Here is a 21,225-nt window from a genome sequence, read left to right as displayed (position 1 = left end):
TCGGGCGGCGCCGCCGGTTTACTCACCAGAGCGTGTCCGCGACGATCTCGACGTCGGCACCGGGTCGGTCCGAGCGGTCGATCCTGGCCCGCGGGCGGGCGGCCAGCATGGTCTCGGGACCGACCTGGGCAAGCACCTCGGCCACGTCCGCCTCGGCGAGGTCGTCACCACTGACCGTGACGGCCTCGGCCACGTAGTGGAAGGAGGCGCGTACGTGCTCCAGCGGCATGCCGTGCAGCCGGGACCAGGCGATCCGGTAGAGCGCCAGCTGCATCTGCCGGGCCCGCAGTGCCTCGCGTGAGTGCGGTGCCGCCCCGGTCTTCCAGTCGACGATGTGGACCCCGTCACCGTCGCTGAAGACGGCGTCGATGCGGCAGCGGATCGTGATTCCCGCGACCGGGGTCTCGATGTCGACCTCGACGGCCACGGGGGTGCGGGCTGCCCACGGCGAGCCGAGGAACGCCTGCTGCAACTCGGCGAGCGCGCGTTCCGATCCGGCTGCGTCGTCGTCGGCGCCGGGGAGCGCGTCCATCTCGATCAGGGAACTCGCCCCGAAGTACTGCTCCACCCAGGCGTGGAAGCGGGTGCCCCGCCGGGCAGCGACGCTGGGTCGCCGCGGGATCGGACGTCGGCGGTTGCGGACGAACTCCTCGGCGTCGGCTGCGAGCCCGACGACGGCCGACGCGGACAGGTGCTCCGGCGGCGGAACCTGGGTGTGCGCGGCGGCGCCCCGCTCGGCGAGCAGCAGCTGGGCATCGCGCCACCAGGCCGCTCCTGATGCGGTGACCGGTGCGTCGGGTGACCCGGTCGCGTCTGCCGCCGCCGCGGCCCAGATCTCCGCCCACCGTCCCGCGATCGCCGCGCTGGGATCGCGCTGCTCGGGCCAGTACCCGTACGTCTGCGCGCCTGTGCCGGGGTTCACCTCGTGCGCCGACGCGGTGGGCCAGTCGGGGCCGGTCTCGACCAGACCGCCGCCGACGAGTTCGGTGAGGAACACCGACGGCGCGGTGGGGGTCTTGCGCTCACCCGACCAGAACGAGCCGCTCAGCATGAGGGTGTGCTTGGCCCGGGTCAGCGCGACGTAGGCGAGCCGGCGTTCCTCGGCGAGGAGCCGATCCCCCTCGGCCTCCTTGAACTCGGCGAGCACGAGGTCCATCTCCTTGTGCGTGGTTGCGCCCTCGATGTCCAGTTCCGGGAGCCAGTCCGCGTCGCCGCGCAGTTCGTACGGGAGGCTCGCGACCGCGGTGAGCCAGCCGTTCCGGCTCGGGATGGACGGGAAGCTGCCCTCGTTCATGCCGGCCACCACCACGGTGTCCCACTCCAGTCCCTTGGCCGCGTGCACGGTCATGATCTGGATCGCGGTGGGGTCCGGTTCGGCCTCGACCACCTCGAGACCCCGCTCCTCGTCCTCGGCGACGTCCAGGTAGGTCAGGAACGCGCCAAGGGTCGGGGCATCCGAGTCCCCGGCGAACGAGGCGGCCGCGGACGTGAACGCGTCGAGGTGCCGGCGGGCATGGCCGACGCTTCCCGGTACCGACGCGAGGACCTCGATGTCGAGGTCGAGGATCGTCTCGGTGGCGGTGACGAGTTCCGGCATCGACAGATAGGTGAGGGACCGGATCTGACGGATCTGTGCGGCGAGCCGACCCAGCCGACGGCGTGCGCCCTCGCTGAGGCTGCGCCCGTCCCCCGTGCGCCAGGCGGGCGGCGGCAGCACGTCCACGGCCTCGACGAGGGAAGCCTGCTCGGCCGCCTCCAGGACCACCGGCGCCTCGTCGGGATCGTCGTCGTCGGAGCGCGCCACCCAGGCGCTGGCCTGGGACCTGGCCCAACGGGACAGCGCGTACAGGTCCGCCGCCCCCAGATTCACCGACGGCCCAGTGAGCAGCCGCATCATCGCGTCCCCACGGGAGGGATCGTGCGCCACCTGCAGAGCGGCGCGGATGTCGGAGACCTCCGGCGTCGACAGCAGCCCCGCCAGCCCGACCACCTGACACGGCAGCCCGGCCGCCCTCAGGGCCGCCTCGATCACCGGGAACTGGGCACGCTTGCGGCACAGCACCGCTGCGCTGGCGTGCTCCGGGTGCCAGTGCTCGGTGAGCAGGTCGGCGATCCGGGCCGCCTCCTCCTGCGCCGTCTCACAGAACACGGCCACCGCCCGGCCGGGGCCGGCACCGGGCCGGGCCTGCAGCTCACGGACGGCCCCACCGACGGAAGCGAGCTCGCGCAACGGGCCGGCGGTGCGGTTGGCGCCGGTGAGGATGGCGATGTCGTTGCGCCAGGCGGTGCTCAGGTGCGCGATCCTGGCCGTGCCACCGTCCGCTTCACGGAACGCCTCGGGGAACGCGAACAGGGTCCCGGCAGCGGCGCCACGCCAGCCGTAGATCGCCTGGTTCGGGTCGCCCACGGCGGTCACCGGGTGCCCGGTGGCGAACAGCGCACGCAACATCTGCACCTGGGCGATCGAGGTGTCCTGGTACTCGTCGAGCAGCACCACGCGGTACCGGGACCGTTCGGCCTCACCGACCTCCGGCACGGCGGCGGCGATGGTGGCGGCGAGGCGGACCTGGTCCCCGAAGTCGACGACGCCGCCGCGCCGCTTCCGCTCGGCGAACGCGGCCACGAGGTCCATCAGCTGGGCGCGGGTGCCGAGGGAGTCGGTCACCTTGAGGGTCTGGGCCATCGGCCGCTGGCTCCGGCCGGCCGGTGCCTTCGCCAGGAGTTCGCCGGCGATCCGCTGCATGGCAGCCGCCGCCTGCGCCGGCTCGAGACCGTGTTCGCTGAGCTCGGCGGACAGCGCCGCGACCGCGTCGATGATGGTGGTGGGGGCGAGCGCGGTGTCGATGTCGTCGTGCCACGCGGCCACGATCTGCTCGGCGAGCTGGTACCGGCCGGCGTCCCCGATCAGAGTGGCGTCCGGATCCACGCCGATCCGCAGCGCGTGATCGCGCACGATCGCCGAGGCGTAGGAGTTGTAGGTCGCGATCCGCGGCCGGTCCTCGACGGTGTCCCCGCCCTCCACCCCGGCCCGGGCCAGGGCGCGCAGCCGCACCCGGATCCGCCCCGACAGTTCGGCGGCGGCCTTCCTGGTGAACGTCAGGCCGAGGATCTCCCCGGGCGCGACCAGCCGGTTCGCGACCAGGTGGACCACCCGCGCTGCCATCGTCTCGGTCTTGCCCGATCCGGCCCCGGCCACGACGAGCATCGGCGTCAGCGGTGCCTCGATGACCTCGGTCTGCTCGGCAGTGGGTGGCGGTTGGCCGAGTGCCTCGGCGATCCGCGCCGCAGTCCACGTCGAACCCGCGGGTGCGGCATCGCTCGGCCGGGCCGCGACCGGCTCTGCGGAGTGCGTCGCGCCGGACGGCGTGCGACCTGCGTGGTCGGTCACCGCGCCCCCTCCTCGGTGTGCGCGCCGCCGAGGGCACCGGTGACCCGTGACCCCTCCGGTTGCGCAGGGCACGAGGTCCGCACCACGCAGGTGCGGCACAGCGGTCCCGGTTGGGCGGTGAAGCCCGCCCCGGCCATGGTCTCGGCTGCCTGGGTGAGCATCTCGGTGGCCCAGCCCGGCTCGGGGTCATCGTGCAGAGGTGTCTGATCCCGGGTCACCGCGCCCGACTTGGCGCTCGTACCCACGTAGAGCAGCGCCGCACCAGCCGTACCCTCCCCGTGGAAGGCGCCCTGCTCGGCGGCCACCTGATAGCTCCCCAGTTGGGGGTTGCGCCCGGCGTCGGCGGCACTGATCGCCGTGCTGCCCGTCTTGAGGTCGACGATCCGCACCCCGGCCCCGGTGTACTCGACCCGGTCCACCCGGCCCCGCAGCGCGACCCGGCCGAGGTCCGCGCCGAACTCCACCTCGGTCTCCACCCGGCCGGGATGGGCGGCCTGGTAGCCGGCGAGCTTGCGGATCATCTCCTCGGCGCGGCTCCGGTCGCGCCGGCCCATCCACCCGTCACCGAGGTCCAGCTCGTGCCAGCGCGCGTCCAGGTCCGCGAGCAGCTCGGGCTCCGTGCCGTGCGGCGCCGCCGCGGCGATCTCGTGGACGAGATTGCCCAGGCTCTGCGACGCGCTGTCGCCGCGGCGGCCACCCGAGGTGGTCAGCGCCCACCGCAGCGGGCAGGCCGCGACGGTCTCGACTGTGGACGGCGTCACCGTCACCGGAGTCAGGTCCTGCCAGAGCGGCGCGCTGGACGTGGGCACCGTCAGAGCCGGCCAGGTGCCCGGGTCCGCACCGTCCACGTGATGTCCGGCCAGGTGGGTGAGTACGGCGGCCGCCTCCGAGGCGAGGGCCACCTGGTCGGGCCGGATCTCGGCTCCGCTCAGGACCGGGCGGACCGCAGCCCGCAGCTCGCCGACCAGGCCGCGCAGGTCCAGCGGGCTTGGCACGCTCCGGACGTTCTGGGCCTCGATGCCGTCCGGGGCGAGAGCCTCGAAGAACTCCGACGGCCGGGCGTCGGTGTCCAGGACGGCGGTGACGAGCAGGCTCCGGCGGGTCCGCGAGCAGGCCATCACGAACGTACGGAGCTCGCCCTCATAGACCTCGCGGCGGGCCCGGCGGTTCCGCTCCGCCCGGATCGCGATCAGGTTCGCGGACCCGCGGCGCGGGCCGGGGCCACCGGTGCTGCCCTCGCCTGCGACGTCGCCGGCTCCCCCAGCATCGGCATCGGCAGCGATGGCGCCGCCGCCCGCGGCCGCACCGGCCCCGGTGGACAGGTGCACGTGCCGTGCCGTGGCGATGTCCGCGAGGTCGGCGGCGCCGAGCAGGGTGTCCCGGATCCGCAGGTCCGGCCAGGTGTCCTCCTGGACACCGGCCACGACCACGACGTCCCACTCCGCGCCCGCGGCGCTCGCCGGGGTGTGCACGGCCACCGAGTCGCCCAACGACCCGCGCGCGGCCAACGTGTCGGCCGGGAAGTCCTGGGCGGACAGGTGGTGCACGAAGCCCGACGGCGTGGACCGTGCGGTCCGGTCGACGAACTGCTCCGCGGCGCGGAACAGCGCCATCACCGCGTCCAGGTCGGCGTCCGCCCGGTCGGCCGCGGCACCTCCGGTCAGGGCGCGCTGCTGCCAGGTCGCCGCGAGACCGGCGGCGTCCCAGAGGGCCCAGAGGACCGTCTCGACGCTGGACTCCGGCGCGTCGAGCGCCGCCCGACCCGCGGCCAGGACCTCGGCCACCCGCTGCGGACCGCGTCGGTGCCGGACCGGTAGTGCGGCGAGGGTCGCCCGATCGGTCAGTGCCGCCGCGAGCAGATCATCCGAGTGCCGGTCGCCGCCGTCGGTCCGTTCGGCCTGGCGCAGAGCCCGGCGCAGGGAACGCAGCGATACCGGGTCAAGTCCACCGAGCGGGGAGAGCAGCAGCTCGGTGCCGGCCACCGGCTTGACGTCATCGGCGAGCACACACTCGAGCGCGATCAGCAGCGGACGGACCGCCGGCTCGTCCCGCAGTGGCCGGTCCGGGGCCGCCATCGCGAGTGGGATCCCGGCTGTGCGCAGGCCACGCCGGATCGTGCCGATGTCCGATCCCGAGCGCACGATCACCGCCATCCGGGACCACGGCACGCCGTCGTGCAGGTGCTGCTCGCGCAGTTCCCGGGCGATGAACGCCACCTCCTGGGCCTGGCTCGCGAGCACCGCGGTGCGCACCTCACCGACCGTGTCGGACCCGTCGCCCGTCGCCTGAGCGCGCCGTCGGCGGGTCTCCTGCATGGTCGGCAACGATGCGGTCAGCGTCGCGACCGCAGTGCGTACCGGGTCCCCGTGCCGCCAGACCGTCTCGAGGACATGTTCGCCTGCCCCCCACAGACCGGGGGACGTCGGTCCGCTCTCCGGCCCGCCGCGGGCGGGCGGCAGGGTCGCCGAGTGCAGCAACGCGGGCAGCCCGCCACGAAAGCCCTGGACCCCGATGTCCGGGTCACCGAACAACGCGAGGCGCGTGCCGTCGTCGGCCATTGCCTCCAGGAGGCGGGCCGTGGCCATCGTGGCGTCCTGGTAGTCGTCGTGGACCACGAGGTCCCACCGCGGTCGGGGCACGCCGGGCACCTCGCGCTCCCAGGACCGCAGCGCCCCGACCGCCTCGTCGACGATCGTGGCCGCGTCGAACCGGGCGCCGCGATCGGGTGTCAGCTCACCGAGCGAGGTCACCTCCGTGTACTCCGTCAGCAGAGCGCCCGCTGCCCGCCACTCCGGCCGGCCGTGCCGCTCGCCCCACGCGGCCAGGCCGGGCCCGTCCAGGCCGGCCTCGGCGGCGCGCATCAACAGGTCCCGCAGTTCGTCGCGGAAGGCTCGCAAGGACCGGGTCGCAGGCCCGACGGCGGCCGGCCAGTCGATGTTCGCCCCCTCCCCCTCGAGGTGGCCGGCCAGGAGCTCGGCGAGCACCTGGTCCTGCTCCGGGCCGGTGATGAGCGTGGGCGCGGCCTCGCCGCGGTGGCTCGCCCGCAGCCGCAGGATCGCGAACGCCAGCGATGCGGGCGTGCGGACCAGCGCGGTGCCGGTCGTTCGGCGCAACCGGCGCGCCACCTCGTCGCGGAGCACCGCCGCGCGTTGGCGGGTGGGCACCAGGAACAGGTTCGCCGACCGGGCGTCGGCGGACTCGAGGGCGTCGACGAACGCGGCGAGTGCCGTCTGCGTCTTGCCAGAGCCCGGCGCGCCATGCACCACGTGGTGGCCGCCGGCACCAATGGCCCGCCGCGCCGCCTCCTGCGACGGGTCCGGCCGACCCGACGGGTCGCGGACCGCTGCGGAACTCATGCCGGCATCAGATCACGCGGCTGCGACACCGGCGGCCCGTTCAAGGGTTCGGCCATGCGTTCGGCAGGCAGCCCTGCAGGGACATGCTCTGTTGCACCATCACCGGTGCGAGCGACCCGGCGGCGGGGCACTGCTCGTGTGGATGTCCCAGCAGGTGCCCCACCTCGTGGGTCACGAGGTACTGGCGATAGGCCGTGATGTCACCGCCGCCGGCCAGGAACGGTTCGCCGCCGATCGCCCAGCGTTCCGCGTTCAGTGCCGCGTGCCCGTTGCGACCACAGGAGTACAACGAGACCGTGCGCAGCGGGGCACACATCTGATCGACAACGCTCGGCGAGGCGAGGACCACGCGCATCTGGGCCGTGCCGTCGGTACGAGCGAAGCTCATGGCACCTCCGGCACCCCAGCCGCGCGGGTCGTTGAGTACCTCCATCACGAACCCCGCGAACACCGCGGCGTCCACGGGCAGCCCCTGCTCCACCTCCACCCGCACCTGCACCACCTCCGGGGCCGTCGGAACCGGCGCCGGCACCGACCCGGGCACCGCCACCAGGTCGGCGCCGGCCACGGGGGGAATCTCCCGCCCGAGCACCCCGGCGGCCAGATCGGCGATCTGCTCGGGACTCAGGACCGGTTCCGGGGAGGGCGGCGGCGGGCCAAGCGTGGCCCACGGCAAGGTGGCCTCCGCCTGATCGGTCTGGATGGTGTGCGCCATCCGCACCGCCGGTGCGCCCGGGGGCCAGGCGCCCGGCAACACCGCGGGCGCGATGAGCCAACCGGCAACCGCCCCCACCAGGAGGGCAGCGACGATCAAGAGCCGGGCACGCATGGGTCCATCGTGTCATCGACCGGGACATAGACTCGAACCCGCAGCCGCTCGCCGGAACACATGCGCCGCGAACGCAGTTGCACCGGAACACCGCACGGGCCCGGAGCCCGCCGACGCGGCGGGCGGCCCGCCAGAACTCGAGGAGAGCAACCATGGAGATCACCATCGGCATCAAGAACGTCGCCCGCGAGCTGAGCCTTGAGATCAGCGAGGACGGCGACGCCGTGGTCGCGTCGATCAACGAGGCGCTCGCCAAGTCGGCCGACGGCACCGACGGCGCCGTGCTCGACCTCACGGACACCAAGGGCCGGCGCGTCGTCGTTCCCGTCGCGGCGCTCGGGTACGTGGAGATCGGCGCCGACGAACCGCGCCGGGTCGGCTTCGGCACGCTCTGAGCCGTCCCGACCGGCGGTGAGGCCGCCCGCGCCAGCGCTGCTGCCGCCAGTCACCGAGCCGACACGCCGAGGATGGTGTCCATGACGCAGCGACCCTCGTACTTCGAGCCCGTCGGCCCCGGCCGCTACCGCCCCACCGGGCAGGCCGGCGGCGCCTGGCGGGACGACGAGATCCACTTCAGCCCGCTCGGAGGTTTGATCACACACGCGATCGACCTGCACCGGGCCGACCGGGCCGAGCCCGATGGCAAGCAGCTCGGCCGCATCAGTTTCGACATCCTCGGCCAGCTCGGCCAGGACGAGTGCGAGATCCAGGTCGAGACGATCCGGCCCGGCCGCACCATCGAACTGATCCAGGCCACGGCGACCATCGCGGGCCGCGTGGCAGTCCTCGCCCGCGCCTGGTTCGTGGCCGCCACGGACACCGCGGCGGTGGCGGGCGGTGCACCGGAGCCACTGCCCGGACCGGAGCAGGCAGCCGGCCATCCGATGACCGAGACCTGGGGTGGGGGCTACGTCAGATCCCTTGACGTGCGCGCCGTCTCGCCCGCACGGCCCGGCCGCACCACCGCGTGGCTGCGCACCGGCACGGACCTCGTGGCGGGTGGGAGCGTGAGCCCGCAGGCCGCGTTCATCACCCTGGTGGACACGGCGAACGGTATCGCCGTCCGCCAGCCGCCGACGGCGTGGATGTACCCGAACCTCGATCTCACCATCCATCTGCACCGGCAGCCCGCCGGCGGCTGGGTGGGTCTCGACACGTCCGTCACCTTCGGTCCGAGCGGCCTGGGGCTGACCAGCACCACGCTGCACGACGTCGCCGGCCCGGTCGGGCGGGCGGAACAGATCCTCACCGTGCGGCCGCTCTGAACGGCCGTTGCGGGGGGCGCGGCGCACCTGCACGCCTGCTGCCGCTAGACTTGGTGGGTACACGGTTGCCCGGTCGCCACTGAATCACTGGTAGATCACGCGGTACACGTCGGCGCAGGCCGACAACGAATCCTTCGCGATCGGCTGCCACGACCAGGTGTCCTCCTCTCCCCCTCGCCGCGTGGGGCGGATCCGAGCGAGCGACGCCGCCAGCCGAAGGCACTTGCGTTGAACGATCAAGAGACCACCGCGTCCGACGTGCTCGAGCCGAGCACCGACGCCACCACCGAACCGGCGACCGAGGCTACCGAGGCGCTCGACGACGTCGTCGCCGAGACGGTCGACGCCCCCATTGCCGACCCGCACGCCGAGGTCGCCAAGACTTTCACCGACTTCGGCGTCACCGCCGCGATCGCGGACGCCCTGGCCGACGTCGGCATCACCCACCCGTTCCCGATCCAGGCGCTGACGCTCCCGGTCGCCCTGCAGGGCCGGGACATCATCGGCCAGGCGAAGACCGGTACCGGCAAGACCCTCGGCTTCGGCATCCCGCTGCTGCAGGGCGTGGCCGGTCCCGGTGAGGACGGTTGGGACGCCGTGCGCGAGCAGGGCAAGCCGCAGGCCCTCGTGATCGTGCCGACCCGCGAGCTCGCGGTCCAGGTCGCCGGCGACCTCGCCACCGCCTCCCGGAGGCGCTCGGTGCGCGTGCTGCAGGTCTACGGCGGCCGCGCCTACGAGCCCCAGATCGACGCTCTCAAGAAGGGCGTCGAGGTCGTCGTCGGCACACCCGGCCGGATGATCGACCTGCTCAAGCAGGGCTACCTCGACCTGGGTCACGTCCGCACCGTGGTGCTCGACGAGGCCGACGAGATGCTCGACCTCGGCTTCCTCCCGGATGTGGAGACGCTGCTGTCCGGCACCCCGGCCACCCGGCACACGATGCTGTTCTCGGCGACCATGCCGGGCCCGGTCGTGGCGATGGCCCGCCGCTACATGAGCCGCCCCACGCACATCCGCGCGCACGACCCCGACGATGACGGCGCCACCCTGAAGGCGATCAAGCAGGTCGTCTACCGGGCCCACGCCATGGACAAGGTGGAGGTCCTGGCCCGGATCCTGCAGGCCAAGGACCGCGGCCTGACGATCGTCTTCACCCGCACGAAGCGCACCGCCGCGAAGGTCGCCGACGAGCTCAACGACCGCAACTTCGCCGCCGCCGCGATCCACGGCGACCTCGGCCAGGGCGCCCGCGAGCAGGCGCTGCGCGCGTTCCGCAACGGCAAGGTGGACGTGCTCGTGGCCACCGACGTGGCGGCCCGCGGGATCGACATCGACGACGTCACGCACGTCGTCAACTACCAGTGTCCCGAGGACGAGAAGACCTACCTGCACCGCACCGGGCGCACCGGCCGCGCCGGGAACACGGGCACCGCGGTCACGTTCGTGGACTGGGACGACGTCCCGCGCTGGGGTCTCATCGACCGGGCCCTGGAGCTCGGCATCGGCGAGCCGCCGGAGACGTACTCCTCGTCGCCGCACCTGTACAGCGACCTGAACATCCCCCAGGGTGTCAAGGGCCGGCTGCCCCGGTCCGAGCAGACCCGCGCCGGTCTGTCGGCCGAGGCCGTCGAGGACCTTGGCGAGACGGGCAAGCGGACCGGCGCCGGCGAGCGCTCGGATCGTTCGGGCCGTGGTCACGGCGCGAAGCACGACGGCGACCGGGCACCTCGGGAGCGCCGTCGCCGTCGTGAGGACGGTCCGGCCCGTCAGGGCGACGGCGGATCCACCGGTTCCGGCGCAGCGTCACCTTCGACCGGCTCCGGTTCCTCCGACCCGTCCGCGCCGGCCCGCAAGCGCCGTCGCCGTCGTCGTACCAGCAGCGGTGAGTCCAGCACCACCACGGCCGCGCCCACCGCGGAGTGAACCAGGCGGCCCCTGTGTGAAGAGGACGGGGCGTGAGGGGCGATCGCCCGTCACGCCCCGTTCTGCTTTGTCCGACCCGCGGCGAGACCCGGTCGGAAGTCTCAGGCGGCCTCGATGAACGCCTGGATGGCGTCCGCGATGAGCTGCACGGCGATCGCCGCGAGGAGCAGACCCGCGATCCGGGTGACCAGGATGGTGCCGCCGTCACCCAGGACGCGGTGGATGAGCCCCGCGAACCGCATCGCCAGGAACAGGCTCAGGTGCACCGCCAGGATCGCGAGCAGGATCGCGACCCAGTCCTGCACACTGCCGTCGGAGCCCTGCACGGCCAGCATCGACGCCACGATCGCACCCGGGCCCGCGAGCAGGGGCGTGCCAAGCGGCACCAGGGCCACATTGACCTTGCCGGATGGCTGTGGCTCCTCGGTCTTGCCGGTGAGCAGGTCCATCGCGACCAGGAGCAGCAACAACCCGCCCGAGGCCTGTAGGGCGGGCACCGAGATGTGCAGGAAGTTCAGGATGCCCTGACCGAACAGCACGAACGCCAGGATCACGCCGAACGCCACGAGCACCGCCTGGCGGGCCGCCCGGGCCCGCTGCTTCGCGGTCATCGTGGAGGTGAGGGCGAGGAATACCGGCACCGTGCCGGGCGGGTCCATGATCACGAACAGGGTGAGGAACGTGGTCAGGAAAAGCGTGCCGTCGAGGACGGCGTTCACGGCCTGATCACCGCGAGCCTGCCCTGCTCCTCGATGCGGGCCAGGACGCCGGCCGTGGTCGTGTTCTCGCCCAGTCGGTTCGGCTTGCCCGCACCGTGGTAGTCGCTCGAGCCGGTCACGAACAGGCCGAGCTCGTCCGCGAGCGCCAGCAGTTCGGCGACGGCGGCCGGCGCGTGGTCACGGTGATGCACCTCGAGCCCCGCCAGCCCGGCCTCGGCCAGCTCCCGGATCACGTCGTCGCTGACCACGCGGCCACGCAGGACGGCCCGCGGGTGCGCGAAGACCGGCACCCCACCGGCGGCACGGACGAGCGTGACCGCGGCGACGGCGTCGGGCGCGTGATACCGGACGTAGTACGGCCCAGCGGGCGAGAGGACCCGATCGAACGCCGCGGACCGGTCGACCAGGTACCCCTTGGCCACCAGGGCGTCGGCGATGTGCGGACGCCCGATCGTGGTGCCGGGCTGTGCCTGCGCCTGCACGTCCGCCCAGGTGAGGTCGTAGTCGCCGGCGAGGAGGGTGACCATGTCCCGGGCGCGACTGTCACGGGAGCCACGGGAGGCCTGCAGCTCCCCCGCGAGCGCCTCGTCGTCGGGGTCGTGCAGGTAACTGAGCAGGTGCACGCTCATCCGTCCGGCGCGCGCGGAGATCTCCGTGCCGCGCACCAGCGCGACGCCGGTCGCGGGGACCTCTGCCGCAGCCTCCGCCCAGCCGGCGGTCGTGTCGTGATCGGTGAGGGCCACCACGTCCAGGCCGGCCACCGCGGCGTCGCGCATCAGCAGGGCCGGCGCGTCGGTGCCGTCGGACACACGGGAGTGCGTGTGCAGGTCGATGCGCATGAGGCCCCAGACTAGGGCAGACGACGGCCTGGATCCCAGTACGTGAGACGCGCGCAGGCCGGCGACAGTGAGACGATGGGCACATGATGTCCGAGCCGACCTCCGAGTCCATCCCCGAGACCAGCGAGCAGGAACTCGCCGAGCGGGGTTCGAACCGCTCCCAGCGGCCCCAGTCCCAGGCGTTCCGCGAGTTCGTGGGCGCCGACTGGGCCCCGCGCACCGAGCCCGACGTGACTCGGGAGCCGGTGGCCGATCACGCCGCCCGCCGCCGGGACGCGATCTCGGCCGCGTTCGCCGGCGAACGGCTCGTGGTTCCGGCCGGGCCCCTGAAGGTCCGCTCGAACGACACCGACTACCGGTTCCGTCCGCACTCGGCGTTCGCGCACCTGACCGGCCTCGGCACCGACGAGGAGCCCGATGCGGTCCTGGTGCTGCATCCCGAGGAGACCGGGCACGAGGCGGTGCTGTACTTCCGGCCGCTGGCCGCGCGGGACACCGAGGAGTTCTACGCGGACGCCCGCTACGGCGAGTTCTGGGTCGGCGCCCGGCCCACCCTGGCCGAGCTCGAGACGCGAACCGGGCTACGTTGCGCCCACATCGACGAGCTCCCCGATGCCATCGCCAAGGACGCCGGCCACGTCCTGCTGCGGGTCGTGCCCGGCTCGGACACCGAGGTCGAGGCACTCGTCGAGAAGATCCGGGGCACCTCCGCAGAGGAGGCCGACGCCGCCCTGGCCGAGGCGCTGTCCGAGCTGCGGCTGATCAAGGACGCCTGGGAGGTCGAGCAGTTGCGCGCGGCAGTGGCCGCGTCGGCCGAGGGCTTCGCCGACATCGTCCGGTCGCTGCCCGCCGCGGTGGCGCACCCGCGCGGCGAGCGCGTCATCGAGGGCGTGTTCGGGGCGAAGGCACGCGAGGAGGGCAACGGCATCGGGTACGACACCATCGCCGCCGCTGGGGACCACGCCACCACGTTGCACTGGATCCGCAACGACGGCGTCGTACGCGCCGGCGAGCTGGTGCTCGTCGACGCCGGGGTGGAGGTGGACTCGCTGTACACCGCTGACATCACCCGCACGCTGCCCGTGGACGGCACCTTCACCGACATCCAGCGCACCATCTACACGGCGGTCCTGGACGCGGCCGACGCCGCGTTCGCCGTCGCCCGGCCGGGCCTGAAGTTCCGGGACCTGCACACCGCCGCCCTCGAGGTGCTCGCCGAGCGCCTCGAGCAGTGGGGGCTGCTCCCGGTCGAGGCGGCCGTCGCGATCACCCCGCAGGGGCAGCAGCACCGCCGGTGGATGCCGCACGGCACCAGCCACCACCTCGGCCTGGACGTGCACGACTGCGCGCAGGCCCGCCGGGAGATGTACCTCGACGCCGAGCTCGCGCCGGGCATGGTGTTCACGATCGAGCCCGGCCTGTACTTCAAGGCCGATGACCTCGCCGTCCCCGAGGCCTACCGCGGCATCGGAGTGCGGATCGAGGACGACGTGCTCGTCACCGCCGACGGCGTGGAGAACCTCTCCGCCGCCCTGCCCCGGCGTCCGGAGGACGTCGAGGCCTGGATGGCGTCCCTGGCCCGGTGAACTCCGCCGTCACCGGGGCCGCGCAGCGGCCGACCCACCGCACGGGCGCCGTCGGGTACCGGCCACCTGAGCGCGCGCACGTACTCGTGGCGGCCACCGCCGTCGGGCTCTTCACGACCGCGGTCTACGCCCTGTTCTCGTGGCGGCAGTGGGCGCGGTTCCAGGTGCCGTCGTGGGACCTGGGCATCTTCACCCAGATCCTGCGTGCGTACTCGCACCTGCAGGCACCGGTGGTGTCGATCAAGGGCGAGGGCTTCATGATCCTCGGCGACCACTTCCACCCGCTGCTCGTGATCCTGGCCCCGGTGTACGCGGCATTTCCCTCCGGATTGACGCTGCTGGTGCTGCAGGCGGTCCTGATCGGGCTCTCGACGGCGGTCGTGACCGGGTGCGCGGTCCGGCACCTCGGGCGGCTGCCGGGTGCGTGCCTCGGGCTCGCCTACGGGCTGTCCTGGGGGCTGCAGTCCGCCGTCGCCTCGCAGTTCCACGAGGTGGCCCTCGCACTGCCGCTCCTGGCCCTGTCCCTGGCCGCGCTGGTGCGCCGGGACCACCGTGCCGCGGCGCTGTGGGCGCTGCCGCTGCTGCTGGTCAAGGAGGACCTCGGGCTCACCGTGGCCGCGATCGGCGTGGTCATCGTGATCCGCGGTTCCCGGCGTCTGGGCGCCGCCCTCGCCGTGGGCGGCGTGGCCGCGTTCGTGATCACCACCAAGGTGATCCTGCCCGCTCTCAACCCCGACGGCGTCTGGGACTACGCGGACGACTCGATCGTCTCGCTGCTGGTCACCGACCCCGGGGCAGCCTTGAACGGGCTGTTCACCGGGGTGGGCAACAAGGCCGCCCTGGTTCTGCTCGTGTTCGGGATCACCGGGTTCCTCGCGCTGCGCTCACCGCTGGCGCTGATCACCCTGCCCACGTTCGCCTGGCGGCTGACGTCGGACGTGCCGTTCCACTGGAGCACCGACTGGCACTACTCGGCCGTGCTCATGCCGGTCGTGTTCCTCGCCGTGGTGGACACCCTCGTCACGGTGCGTGGGGCCCGGCGGTTCGCGGCGCCGATCGGCATCGGCGCCCTCGTCCTGGCGCTCGTGGTCACCGCATGGTTCCCCCTGTGGCGACTGACCGACCCGCAGACCTACGCGCCCTCCCATCAGGACGCGGCGGCCCGGGAGGTGCTCGCGTTGATCCCGGACGGCGCCGTGGTGGACACCGACATCACGATGATGGCCTATCTGGCGCCGCGCACCGAGGTCTACTGGGTGGGTAACGAGGGCAACCCGGTCCCCGACTATGTGGTGGTCAACCAGTCCTCCGGGATCTACGGCGGGAGCCCACCGACCGACGTGGTCGACTACGCGATGTCGAAGTTCCCCGAGGAGACGTTCGTCGAGGTGTTCGCCGAGGACGGCTTCCTGGTTGCCGAGCACGTGGCGGACGCCGACTGAGTCGCGGTCTGGGCGTGGGTGACGACGTCGAGTTGGTCGGGTAGCCGTCGAAGTAGCCGGTTGTTCACGACCAACTCGACGGCCAGGAGACCAACTGGGCGGCGCGGACGCCGGATCAGCGGACGAGCGGGTCCTCCTGCGGCGGCATTTCCGCGAGGAGGGCGCGCGCCTTGTGGGCGCTCTCGGTGAGGCAGAGGACGGCGAACTTGCTGGCCACCACCTGCGAGGAGGACGTGAAGTCGCGGCGCCCACCGGTGAACGCGTAGGAGACCACGGCGAACAGCATCCCGAAGCCCGCACCGATGAGCAGCGCCGGCAGGATCGTGGTCAGCAGCGACCCGGTGCCGAACAGGGAGAGCAGCAGGCCAACGAACAGGCCGAAATAGGCACCGGAGGCGGCGCCCTGCAGCGCCGCCGAGGGGTAGGTGCGCCGGCCGGTGATCCGCTCGACCATCTTCAGGTCGGTGCCGACGATGGTCACGGCCTTGACCTCGAACTCTTTGTCCGCGAGGAAGTCGACGGCCCGCTGCGCCTCGAGGTAGGTGTCGTAGCTGGCGATCTCGTCGCCGCGCGGCTGGGCTCCACCGCGCGGGTCGGTCGGCGTTCCCATGGTTGGCATGGGCCCATTGTTCCCTGCTGGCGTTGCGGCTGTCACCTCGGGCCGCACCTGGGTCGCTGGCATAGGCTGACCGCCGTGAGTACTGCGACGAGCCGGGTCTTCGTGGCCCGCCTGGCCGGCACCGGGGTCTTCGACCCGCTCGGCGACCGGGTCGGGCGGGTGCACGACGTCGTCGTCCTGCTCCGCGTCAAGCTGCCGCCCCGTGCGGTCGGCCTGGTGGTGGAGGTCCCGGGTCGACGGCGGGTGTTCCTGCCGCTCTCGCGCGTCACCTCGATCGACCCGGGCGCCGTGATCACGACGGGGCTGGTGAACATCCGGCGGTTCGAGCAGCGGGCGGCCGAGACGCTGGTGGTCAGCCAGCTCTTCGACCGGCACGTCGCGATGGTCGACGGCTCCGGTGAGGTCGCCATCGAGGACGCGGCCATCGAGCAGCAGCGCAACCGGGACTGGCTCCTCACGAAACTCTTCGTCCGCCGTCGGACCCCGTCCAAGGGTGGTCTGTTCCGACGCGGCGAGTCCATGGTGATCGACGTCGGAAACGTGCAGGGGCTCGCCCCGACGGAGGAGCAGCAGGGCGCCAGGGCGCTGCTGGCCACCATGGAGGATCTCAAGCCCGCGGACCTCGCGGACGTGCTCCACGACCTGCCGGACCGGCGTCGCCTTGAGGTTGCCGCGGCACTCCCCGACGAACGCCTGGCCGACGTCCTGGAGGAGCTCGGCGACGACGACCGGGTGTCCATCGTGTCCGCCCTCACCGCGGACCGGGCCGCTGACGTCCTCGATGCGATGCAACCGGACGACGCCGCCGACCTGATCTCCGAGCTGCCGACCCACCAGGCCTCCGAACTGCTGGAGCTGATGGAGCCGGAGGAGGCCGAGGACGTGCGCCGCCTGCTCGTCTACGCCGATCACAGCGCGGGTGGTCTGATGACCACCGAGCCGATCATCCTGCCGCCGGAGGCCACGGTGGCAACGGCTCTCGCGCACGCCCGCCGCGAGGACATCACCCCGTCCCTGGCCGCGATGGTGTTCGTCGTCCGACCGCCGCTGGAGACCCCGACCGGGCGGCTGCTCGGCGTGGCGCACCTGCAGCGGATGCTGCGCGAGCCGCCGCACGAGGCGATCGGGACGTTCCTGGACAAGGACATCGAGCCGGTGACCCCCGATGCCGGCATCGGGGCGCTGACCCGGCTGCTCGCGACCTACAACCTGACGGCGTTGCCGGTGGTGGACGAGGAGCGGCGGCTGCTCGGGGCGGTCAGCGTCGACGACGTGCTCGACCACCTGCTTCCCGAGGACTGGCGCGACGCCGACGACGACGTGACCGACCAGGCGATGGGGGACGCGCATGGCTGACGACGACGGCCTGGACACCCCCCTGTCCGCCCGGCGCCGCTGGTTGCCCCGCCGTGGTGAACGGGACAAGGACACCTTCGGGAAGGTGGCCGAAGCGATCGCCATGTTCATGGGGACCCCTCGGTTCCTGCTGTACATGACGGTCTTCTGCTTCGCGTGGCTGGCCTGGAACACCCTGGCTCCGGAGCACCTGCAGTTCGACCCCCGGGCCCTGAACTTCACGCTGCTCACGCTGATGCTGTCGCTGCAGGCCTCCTACTCGGCCCCGCTGATCCTGCTCGCCCAGGACCGCCAGACGGACCGGGACCGGGTCTCGGCCGAGCAGGACCGGCGCCGCGCCGAGCGCAACCTCGCCGACACCGAGTACCTGGCCCGGGAGATGGCCGCGCTGCGGATGGCCCTGAACGACGTGGCGACCCGGGACTTCGTCCGGGGCGAGCTGCGCTCGCTGCTCGAGGACCTCCAGGCCGAGCGGTCCGATGAGGCCGCCGAGGAGAAGGGCTGAGAGGCCGCTCACACCTGCCGCAGGGCCGGGCCGGGAACCCGTGGGGCGGGCTTAGACTCGAAGCATGTCAGCGTCACCCTCCCCGGCCCCGTCCGCCAGTTCTCCTACCGCCGCGGCACCCACCGAGGAACGTGTCCACGAGGCACTGAAGACGGTCCTCGACCCCGAGATCCGCCGGCCCATCACGGACCTGGACATGGTCCGCGGCGTCGCGATCGACGCAGGCGGCGATGGCGCCGTGGTGACCGTCGGGATCGCCCTGACCACCTCCGGCTGCCCGCTGCGGGACACGATCATCTCCGACGTCACCGCCGCCGTCGAGAAGGTCGGCGGCGTCGCCCGCGTCGTCGTTGACATGACCGTGATGACCGACGACGAACGCACCGCCCTGCGCATGAAGCTGCGGGGCGGCGTCGCGGAGCCGGTCATCCCGTTCTCCCAGCCGGACAACCTCACCCGCGTGTACGCCGTCGCCTCCGGCAAGGGCGGTGTCGGCAAGTCCACCGTGACGGCGAACCTGGCTGCGGCGATGGCCGCCGACGGCCTCAAGGTGGGCGTCCTGGACGCGGACGTGTACGGCTTCTCGATCCCCCGGATGCTCGGCGTCGAGCACCCACCCACGAAGGTCGACGACATGATCCTGCCTCCGGTCGCCGGGGACGTGAAGGTCATCTCGATCGGCATGTTCACCCAGCCCGGTCGACCGGTTGTGTGGCGTGGCCCGATGCTGCACCGAGCCCTGCAGCAGTTCCTCGCGGACGTGTTCTGGGGCGACCTGGACGTGCTGCTGCTGGACCTGCCGCCGGGCACCGGCGACATCGCGATCTCGGTGGCCCAACTGCTGCCGAACGCGGAGCTGCTCGTGGTCACCACCCCGCAGCTCGCGGCCGCCGAGGTCGCCGAGCGGGCTGGCTCGATGGCGCAGGCGACCTCGCAGAAGGTGGTCGGCGTGATCGAGAACATGTCCTGGTTGGAGCAGAGCGACGGCTCCCGCCTGGAGATCTTCGGGGCCGGCGGAGGGCAGCGCGTCGCCGATGAGCTCGGCAAGACGCTCGAGACCGACGTGCCGCTGCTCGGCCAGATCCCGCTCGAGGTGTCTCTGCGCGAGGGCGGGGACAGCGGTCAGCCCTCGGTGCGCACCGCCACCGACTCCCCCGCGGCGGACGTGCTGCGCGACATCGCGCGTACCCTCGGGCATCGCTCCCGCGGCCTGGCCGGTCGCAAACTGGCCATCTCGCCGGTCGGCTGACCGCTCGTTCCACCGCGGGACCGGACCCGCTCAGCGGGACGGGTCGGCGAAGGTCAGGTGGCCTCGTCGTCGAACGGCGTTGCCAGCATCGCCGCGCCGACCAGGGCGTCGTCGGTGACCCCGTCCGAACCTGAGGCCGTTGCCACCATCGAGGCAGTCGCCACTGCTGCTGCCGTGCCCGTCGCGGCCGCCACGGTGCCCGCGGCCGTGGTGGTCCGGGCCGGCTTCGGCTTGGCCGGCTTGCTCGAGAACGGGGTGTCGTCGAGCAGGGCATCCCGCACGATCCGGCGAGGGTCGTACTTGCGCGGGTCGAGCTTGGTCAGGTCGATGTCGCCCAACTCCGGGCCGAGCTCCTCCTTGACCATCTGGGTCGCACCGGTCGCCATCTGCTTCAACTGGCGCACGAGGCGGCCCAGCTGTTCGGCATAGCTCGGCAGTCGCTCGGGGCCGATGATCACCGCGGCGATGACGATGAGGATGAGGATCTCCTCCGTGTTCACGAGCCCATGCTACCTGTCACTACTCACTCTCCCGTTCGCCGAGGGTTACCTCGATCTCCCGCTCCCCGCCGTCCTCCAGGAGTGTCAGCGTGATGACGTCCCCCGGGGCGTGGGACCGGATCTTCACGATGAGCTCGTCGGCGGTCGTCACCGGCTCGCCGTCGATGGCGACGATCACGTCGCCGGCCTGCAGTCCGGCCTCCTCGGCGGGACCGCCGGGGGTGACCGGGTCCACGCCGTCGGCCTCGTCGGTGGGCACGATCTGCACGCCCTCGCCGGTGTAGTCACCGGTGAGTGTCGCCCCGATGATCGGGTAGGTGGCCCGCCCGGTCTCGATGATCTGTTCGGCGGTGCGGCGCACCTGCACGCTCGGAATCGCGAAGCCGAGGCCGATCGCACCGGCCTGTTCGTCGGTCGCGATCGCCGTGTTCACGCCGATCACCTCACCGGCGGCGTTCACGAGCGGTCCGCCGGAGTTGCCGGGGTTGATCGCGGCGTCGGTCTGGATCGCATTGATGAAACTACGTTCGCTGCCCCCGGCCACACTGACCGGGCGGTCCAGTGCGCTCACGATGCCGGCCGTGACCGTGCCCTCCAGGCCGAGCGGGGCGCCGATCGCGACGACGGGCTCACCGACCACGACGGCGTCGGAGTCCCCGAGCACGAGTGGGGTCAGGTCATCGCGGTCCACCCGCAGCACGGCGAGGTCGTAGTCGGACGTCGATCCGATGATCTCGGCCTCTTCCTGTGACCCGTCGGGGAAGATGACGATGACCTGGCCGGCCCCGTTGTTCGCGGCGGCGATCACGTGCGCGTTGGTGACCACGTATCCGTCCTCACGGAGTACGAACCCGCTGCCGGTGCTCCCACCCGCGCCGGTGCGCACCTCGATGTAGACGGTGCTGGGCAGGACGCGTGCGGCGATGCCGGCCACCGAGTCGGGGTTCATGTCGCCGCCGGCCGACCCACCGGAACCCGTGGCAACGTCCGAGGTCGGCATTCCCGAGCCCGTCGAACGGTCCGGGAACAGTGCCCGCCCGCCGACGATCCCGCCGAGGATCCCCAGCAGCAGGCACAGGGCCATCAGGAGCGCGACCACGCCCGCCGGAACGCCCCGACGACGGGGCCGCGGCCGCGCGGCGGTATCCGTGGCAGGCGGCAGGCCCGCCTGGTGGGGGCCGGTCAATCCGGGACCCGCGCCGGCGCCCTGCTGCCCGAAGCCCGACGGCGGGTGCCCGGCCCGGTTCGGCGGGCTCGGCTCCGCGCGGGGGCCGGGCGCGGCGTAGCCGGCCAGGTTCGGCGAGGACCACGCCGCCGGCGGCGCCGCGGGCGGTGTGTGTGGGATTCCCGAGCCGGGCGCCGCCGCAGGCGGGGGTGGCAGGGCACCCGTGGTCGCTGCGCCCGGATTCGTGGGAGCGACAGGGTTCGGCGGCGAGGCGGGCGGGTTCGTCGGGACACCCGGATTCGGATTCGCCGTGGCTGGGTTGTGCGGGGCGGCCGAGGTCGGTGCCCAGGCGGCGTCCGACGCCGTACGCGGGCGGGGCTCGCCGGGGGCGCCGGTCCCCTCGCCGGGTGTGCTCATGTGATCCATTGTGACGTGCCCGCGGTCAACTCGGGACCTGCCACCGGTGGGTGCCGGCTCGCAGGTC

General features: G+C 72.6%; 16 protein-coding genes. 8 read left to right on the top strand and 8 right to left on the bottom strand.

The genetic code is table 11. The features are described from left to right. Positions 1-22: 22 nt before the first annotated feature. The 3 genes from HALOF300_RS15575 to HALOF300_RS15565 are packed head-to-tail and all read right to left on the bottom strand — an operon-like array spanning position 23 to position 7,573. Positions 23-3,388, bottom strand: coding sequence for an ATP-dependent DNA helicase (locus HALOF300_RS15575; protein WP_231955435.1), 3,366 nt, complete (start codon positions 3,386-3,388; stop codon positions 23-25). Then, the gene (locus HALOF300_RS15570; RefSeq protein ID WP_156741840.1) at positions 3,385-6,744 is read right to left on the bottom strand and encodes a UrvD/REP family ATP-dependent DNA helicase; all 3,360 of its coding nucleotides are present in this window, start codon (positions 6,742-6,744) and stop codon (positions 3,385-3,387) included. The genes HALOF300_RS15575 and HALOF300_RS15570 overlap by 4 nt, the downstream gene beginning before the upstream one ends. 40 nt (positions 6,745-6,784) lie before the next feature. Then, on the bottom strand, positions 6,785-7,573 hold the full coding sequence (locus HALOF300_RS15565) for a DUF3152 domain-containing protein (protein ID WP_156741839.1): 789 nt from the start codon (positions 7,571-7,573) through the stop codon (positions 6,785-6,787). A gap of 152 nt (positions 7,574-7,725) precedes the next feature. Here HALOF300_RS15565 and HALOF300_RS15560 point away from each other — a divergent pair, with 152 nt between their 5' ends. The 3 genes from HALOF300_RS15560 (at position 7,726) to HALOF300_RS15550 (ending at position 10,761) form a co-directional block, all read left to right on the top strand. Beyond that, positions 7,726-7,968, top strand: a complete 243-nt coding sequence (locus tag HALOF300_RS15560) for a DUF3107 domain-containing protein (RefSeq protein WP_156741838.1) — start codon at positions 7,726-7,728, stop codon at positions 7,966-7,968. Between the two features lie 81 nt (positions 7,969-8,049). Next, on the top strand, positions 8,050-8,838 hold the full coding sequence (locus HALOF300_RS15555) for a thioesterase family protein (RefSeq protein ID WP_156741837.1): 789 nt from the start codon (positions 8,050-8,052) through the stop codon (positions 8,836-8,838). A gap of 228 nt (positions 8,839-9,066) precedes the next feature. Further along, a complete protein-coding gene (locus HALOF300_RS15550; RefSeq protein ID WP_231955432.1) occupies positions 9,067-10,761 on the top strand; it encodes a DEAD/DEAH box helicase in 1,695 nt (564 codons plus the stop codon). 101 nt (positions 10,762-10,862) lie between these two features. Here the strand turns inward: HALOF300_RS15550 and HALOF300_RS15545 are convergent, their stop codons facing one another. Both HALOF300_RS15545 and HALOF300_RS15540 read right to left on the bottom strand, forming a co-directional pair. Then, on the bottom strand, positions 10,863-11,480 hold the full coding sequence (locus tag HALOF300_RS15545) for a MarC family protein (RefSeq protein WP_156741836.1): 618 nt from the start codon (positions 11,478-11,480) through the stop codon (positions 10,863-10,865). Continuing rightward, positions 11,477-12,319, bottom strand: coding sequence for a PHP domain-containing protein (locus HALOF300_RS15540; RefSeq protein ID WP_156741835.1), 843 nt, complete (start codon positions 12,317-12,319; stop codon positions 11,477-11,479). Before HALOF300_RS15540 ends, HALOF300_RS15545 begins: the two co-directional genes overlap by 4 nt. Before the next feature lie 86 nt (positions 12,320-12,405). Here HALOF300_RS15540 and HALOF300_RS15535 point away from each other — a divergent pair, with 86 nt between their 5' ends. Then, positions 12,406-13,905, top strand: coding sequence for an aminopeptidase P family protein (locus HALOF300_RS15535; RefSeq protein ID WP_156741928.1), 1,500 nt, complete (start codon positions 12,406-12,408; stop codon positions 13,903-13,905). Beyond that, positions 13,902-15,347, top strand: coding sequence for a DUF2079 domain-containing protein (locus HALOF300_RS15530; RefSeq protein WP_197522594.1), 1,446 nt, complete (start codon positions 13,902-13,904; stop codon positions 15,345-15,347). The genes HALOF300_RS15535 and HALOF300_RS15530 overlap by 4 nt, the downstream gene beginning before the upstream one ends. 115 nt (positions 15,348-15,462) lie before the next feature. Here the strand turns inward: HALOF300_RS15530 and HALOF300_RS15525 are convergent, their stop codons facing one another. Next, complete coding sequence (locus tag HALOF300_RS15525) at positions 15,463-15,966, bottom strand: general stress protein (protein ID WP_156741833.1); 504 nt, start codon at positions 15,964-15,966, stop codon at positions 15,463-15,465. A 75-nt stretch (positions 15,967-16,041) separates the two neighbouring features. On the opposite strand from HALOF300_RS15525, the gene HALOF300_RS15520 reads away from it, so the two are divergent. The 3 genes from HALOF300_RS15520 (at position 16,042) to HALOF300_RS15510 (ending at position 19,076) form a co-directional block, all read left to right on the top strand. After that, positions 16,042-17,322, top strand: a complete 1,281-nt coding sequence (locus HALOF300_RS15520) for a magnesium transporter MgtE N-terminal domain-containing protein (RefSeq protein ID WP_156741832.1) — start codon at positions 16,042-16,044, stop codon at positions 17,320-17,322. Beyond that, on the top strand, positions 17,315-17,827 hold the full coding sequence (locus HALOF300_RS15515) for a DUF1003 domain-containing protein (RefSeq protein WP_156741831.1): 513 nt from the start codon (positions 17,315-17,317) through the stop codon (positions 17,825-17,827). The genes HALOF300_RS15520 and HALOF300_RS15515 overlap by 8 nt, the downstream gene beginning before the upstream one ends. Positions 17,828-17,891: 64 nt before the next feature. Further along, positions 17,892-19,076, top strand: coding sequence for an Mrp/NBP35 family ATP-binding protein (locus tag HALOF300_RS15510; protein WP_156741830.1), 1,185 nt, complete (start codon positions 17,892-17,894; stop codon positions 19,074-19,076). Between the two features lie 53 nt (positions 19,077-19,129). Here HALOF300_RS15510 and HALOF300_RS15505 read toward each other — a convergent pair whose 3' ends face one another. Together HALOF300_RS15505 and HALOF300_RS15500 are read right to left on the bottom strand one after the other, a co-directional pair. Beyond that, on the bottom strand, positions 19,130-19,576 hold the full coding sequence (locus HALOF300_RS15505) for a twin-arginine translocase TatA/TatE family subunit (protein WP_156741829.1): 447 nt from the start codon (positions 19,574-19,576) through the stop codon (positions 19,130-19,132). Positions 19,577-19,595: 19 nt separating this feature from the next. Then, on the bottom strand, positions 19,596-21,158 hold the full coding sequence (locus HALOF300_RS15500; protein WP_156741828.1) for a S1C family serine protease: 1,563 nt from the start codon (positions 21,156-21,158) through the stop codon (positions 19,596-19,598). Positions 21,159-21,225: the final 67 nt, after the last annotated feature.

Source organism: Occultella aeris (assembly GCF_902703175.1).
In the GTDB taxonomy this organism is placed as follows: domain Bacteria; phylum Actinomycetota; class Actinomycetes; order Actinomycetales; family Beutenbergiaceae; genus Occultella; species Occultella aeris.
Note: the sequence above shows the minus strand (reverse complement) of the source record. Positions and strands in the feature narration are given on the sequence as shown.

What these genes read in the sequence shown, in the direction of transcription:
- HALOF300_RS15500 (WP_156741828.1), bottom strand. Translation starts at nt 21,158, where the DNA reads ATGAGCACACCCGGCGAGGGGACCGGCGCCCCCGGCGAGCCCCGCCCG.
- HALOF300_RS15515 (WP_156741831.1), top strand. Translation starts at nt 17,315, where the DNA reads ATGGCTGACGACGACGGCCTGGACACCCCCCTGTCCGCCCGGCGCCGC.
- HALOF300_RS15560 (WP_156741838.1), top strand. Translation starts at nt 7,726, where the DNA reads ATGGAGATCACCATCGGCATCAAGAACGTCGCCCGCGAGCTGAGCCTT.
- HALOF300_RS15510 (WP_156741830.1), top strand. Translation starts at nt 17,892, where the DNA reads ATGTCAGCGTCACCCTCCCCGGCCCCGTCCGCCAGTTCTCCTACCGCC.
- HALOF300_RS15535 (WP_156741928.1), top strand. Translation starts at nt 12,406, where the DNA reads ATGTCCGAGCCGACCTCCGAGTCCATCCCCGAGACCAGCGAGCAGGAA.
- HALOF300_RS15565 (WP_156741839.1), bottom strand. Translation starts at nt 7,573, where the DNA reads ATGCGTGCCCGGCTCTTGATCGTCGCTGCCCTCCTGGTGGGGGCGGTT.
- HALOF300_RS15555 (WP_156741837.1), top strand. Translation starts at nt 8,050, where the DNA reads ATGACGCAGCGACCCTCGTACTTCGAGCCCGTCGGCCCCGGCCGCTAC.
- HALOF300_RS15525 (WP_156741833.1), bottom strand. Translation starts at nt 15,966, where the DNA reads ATGCCAACCATGGGAACGCCGACCGACCCGCGCGGTGGAGCCCAGCCG.
- HALOF300_RS15570 (WP_156741840.1), bottom strand. Translation starts at nt 6,744, where the DNA reads ATGAGTTCCGCAGCGGTCCGCGACCCGTCGGGTCGGCCGGACCCGTCG.
- HALOF300_RS15540 (WP_156741835.1), bottom strand. Translation starts at nt 12,319, where the DNA reads ATGCGCATCGACCTGCACACGCACTCCCGTGTGTCCGACGGCACCGAC.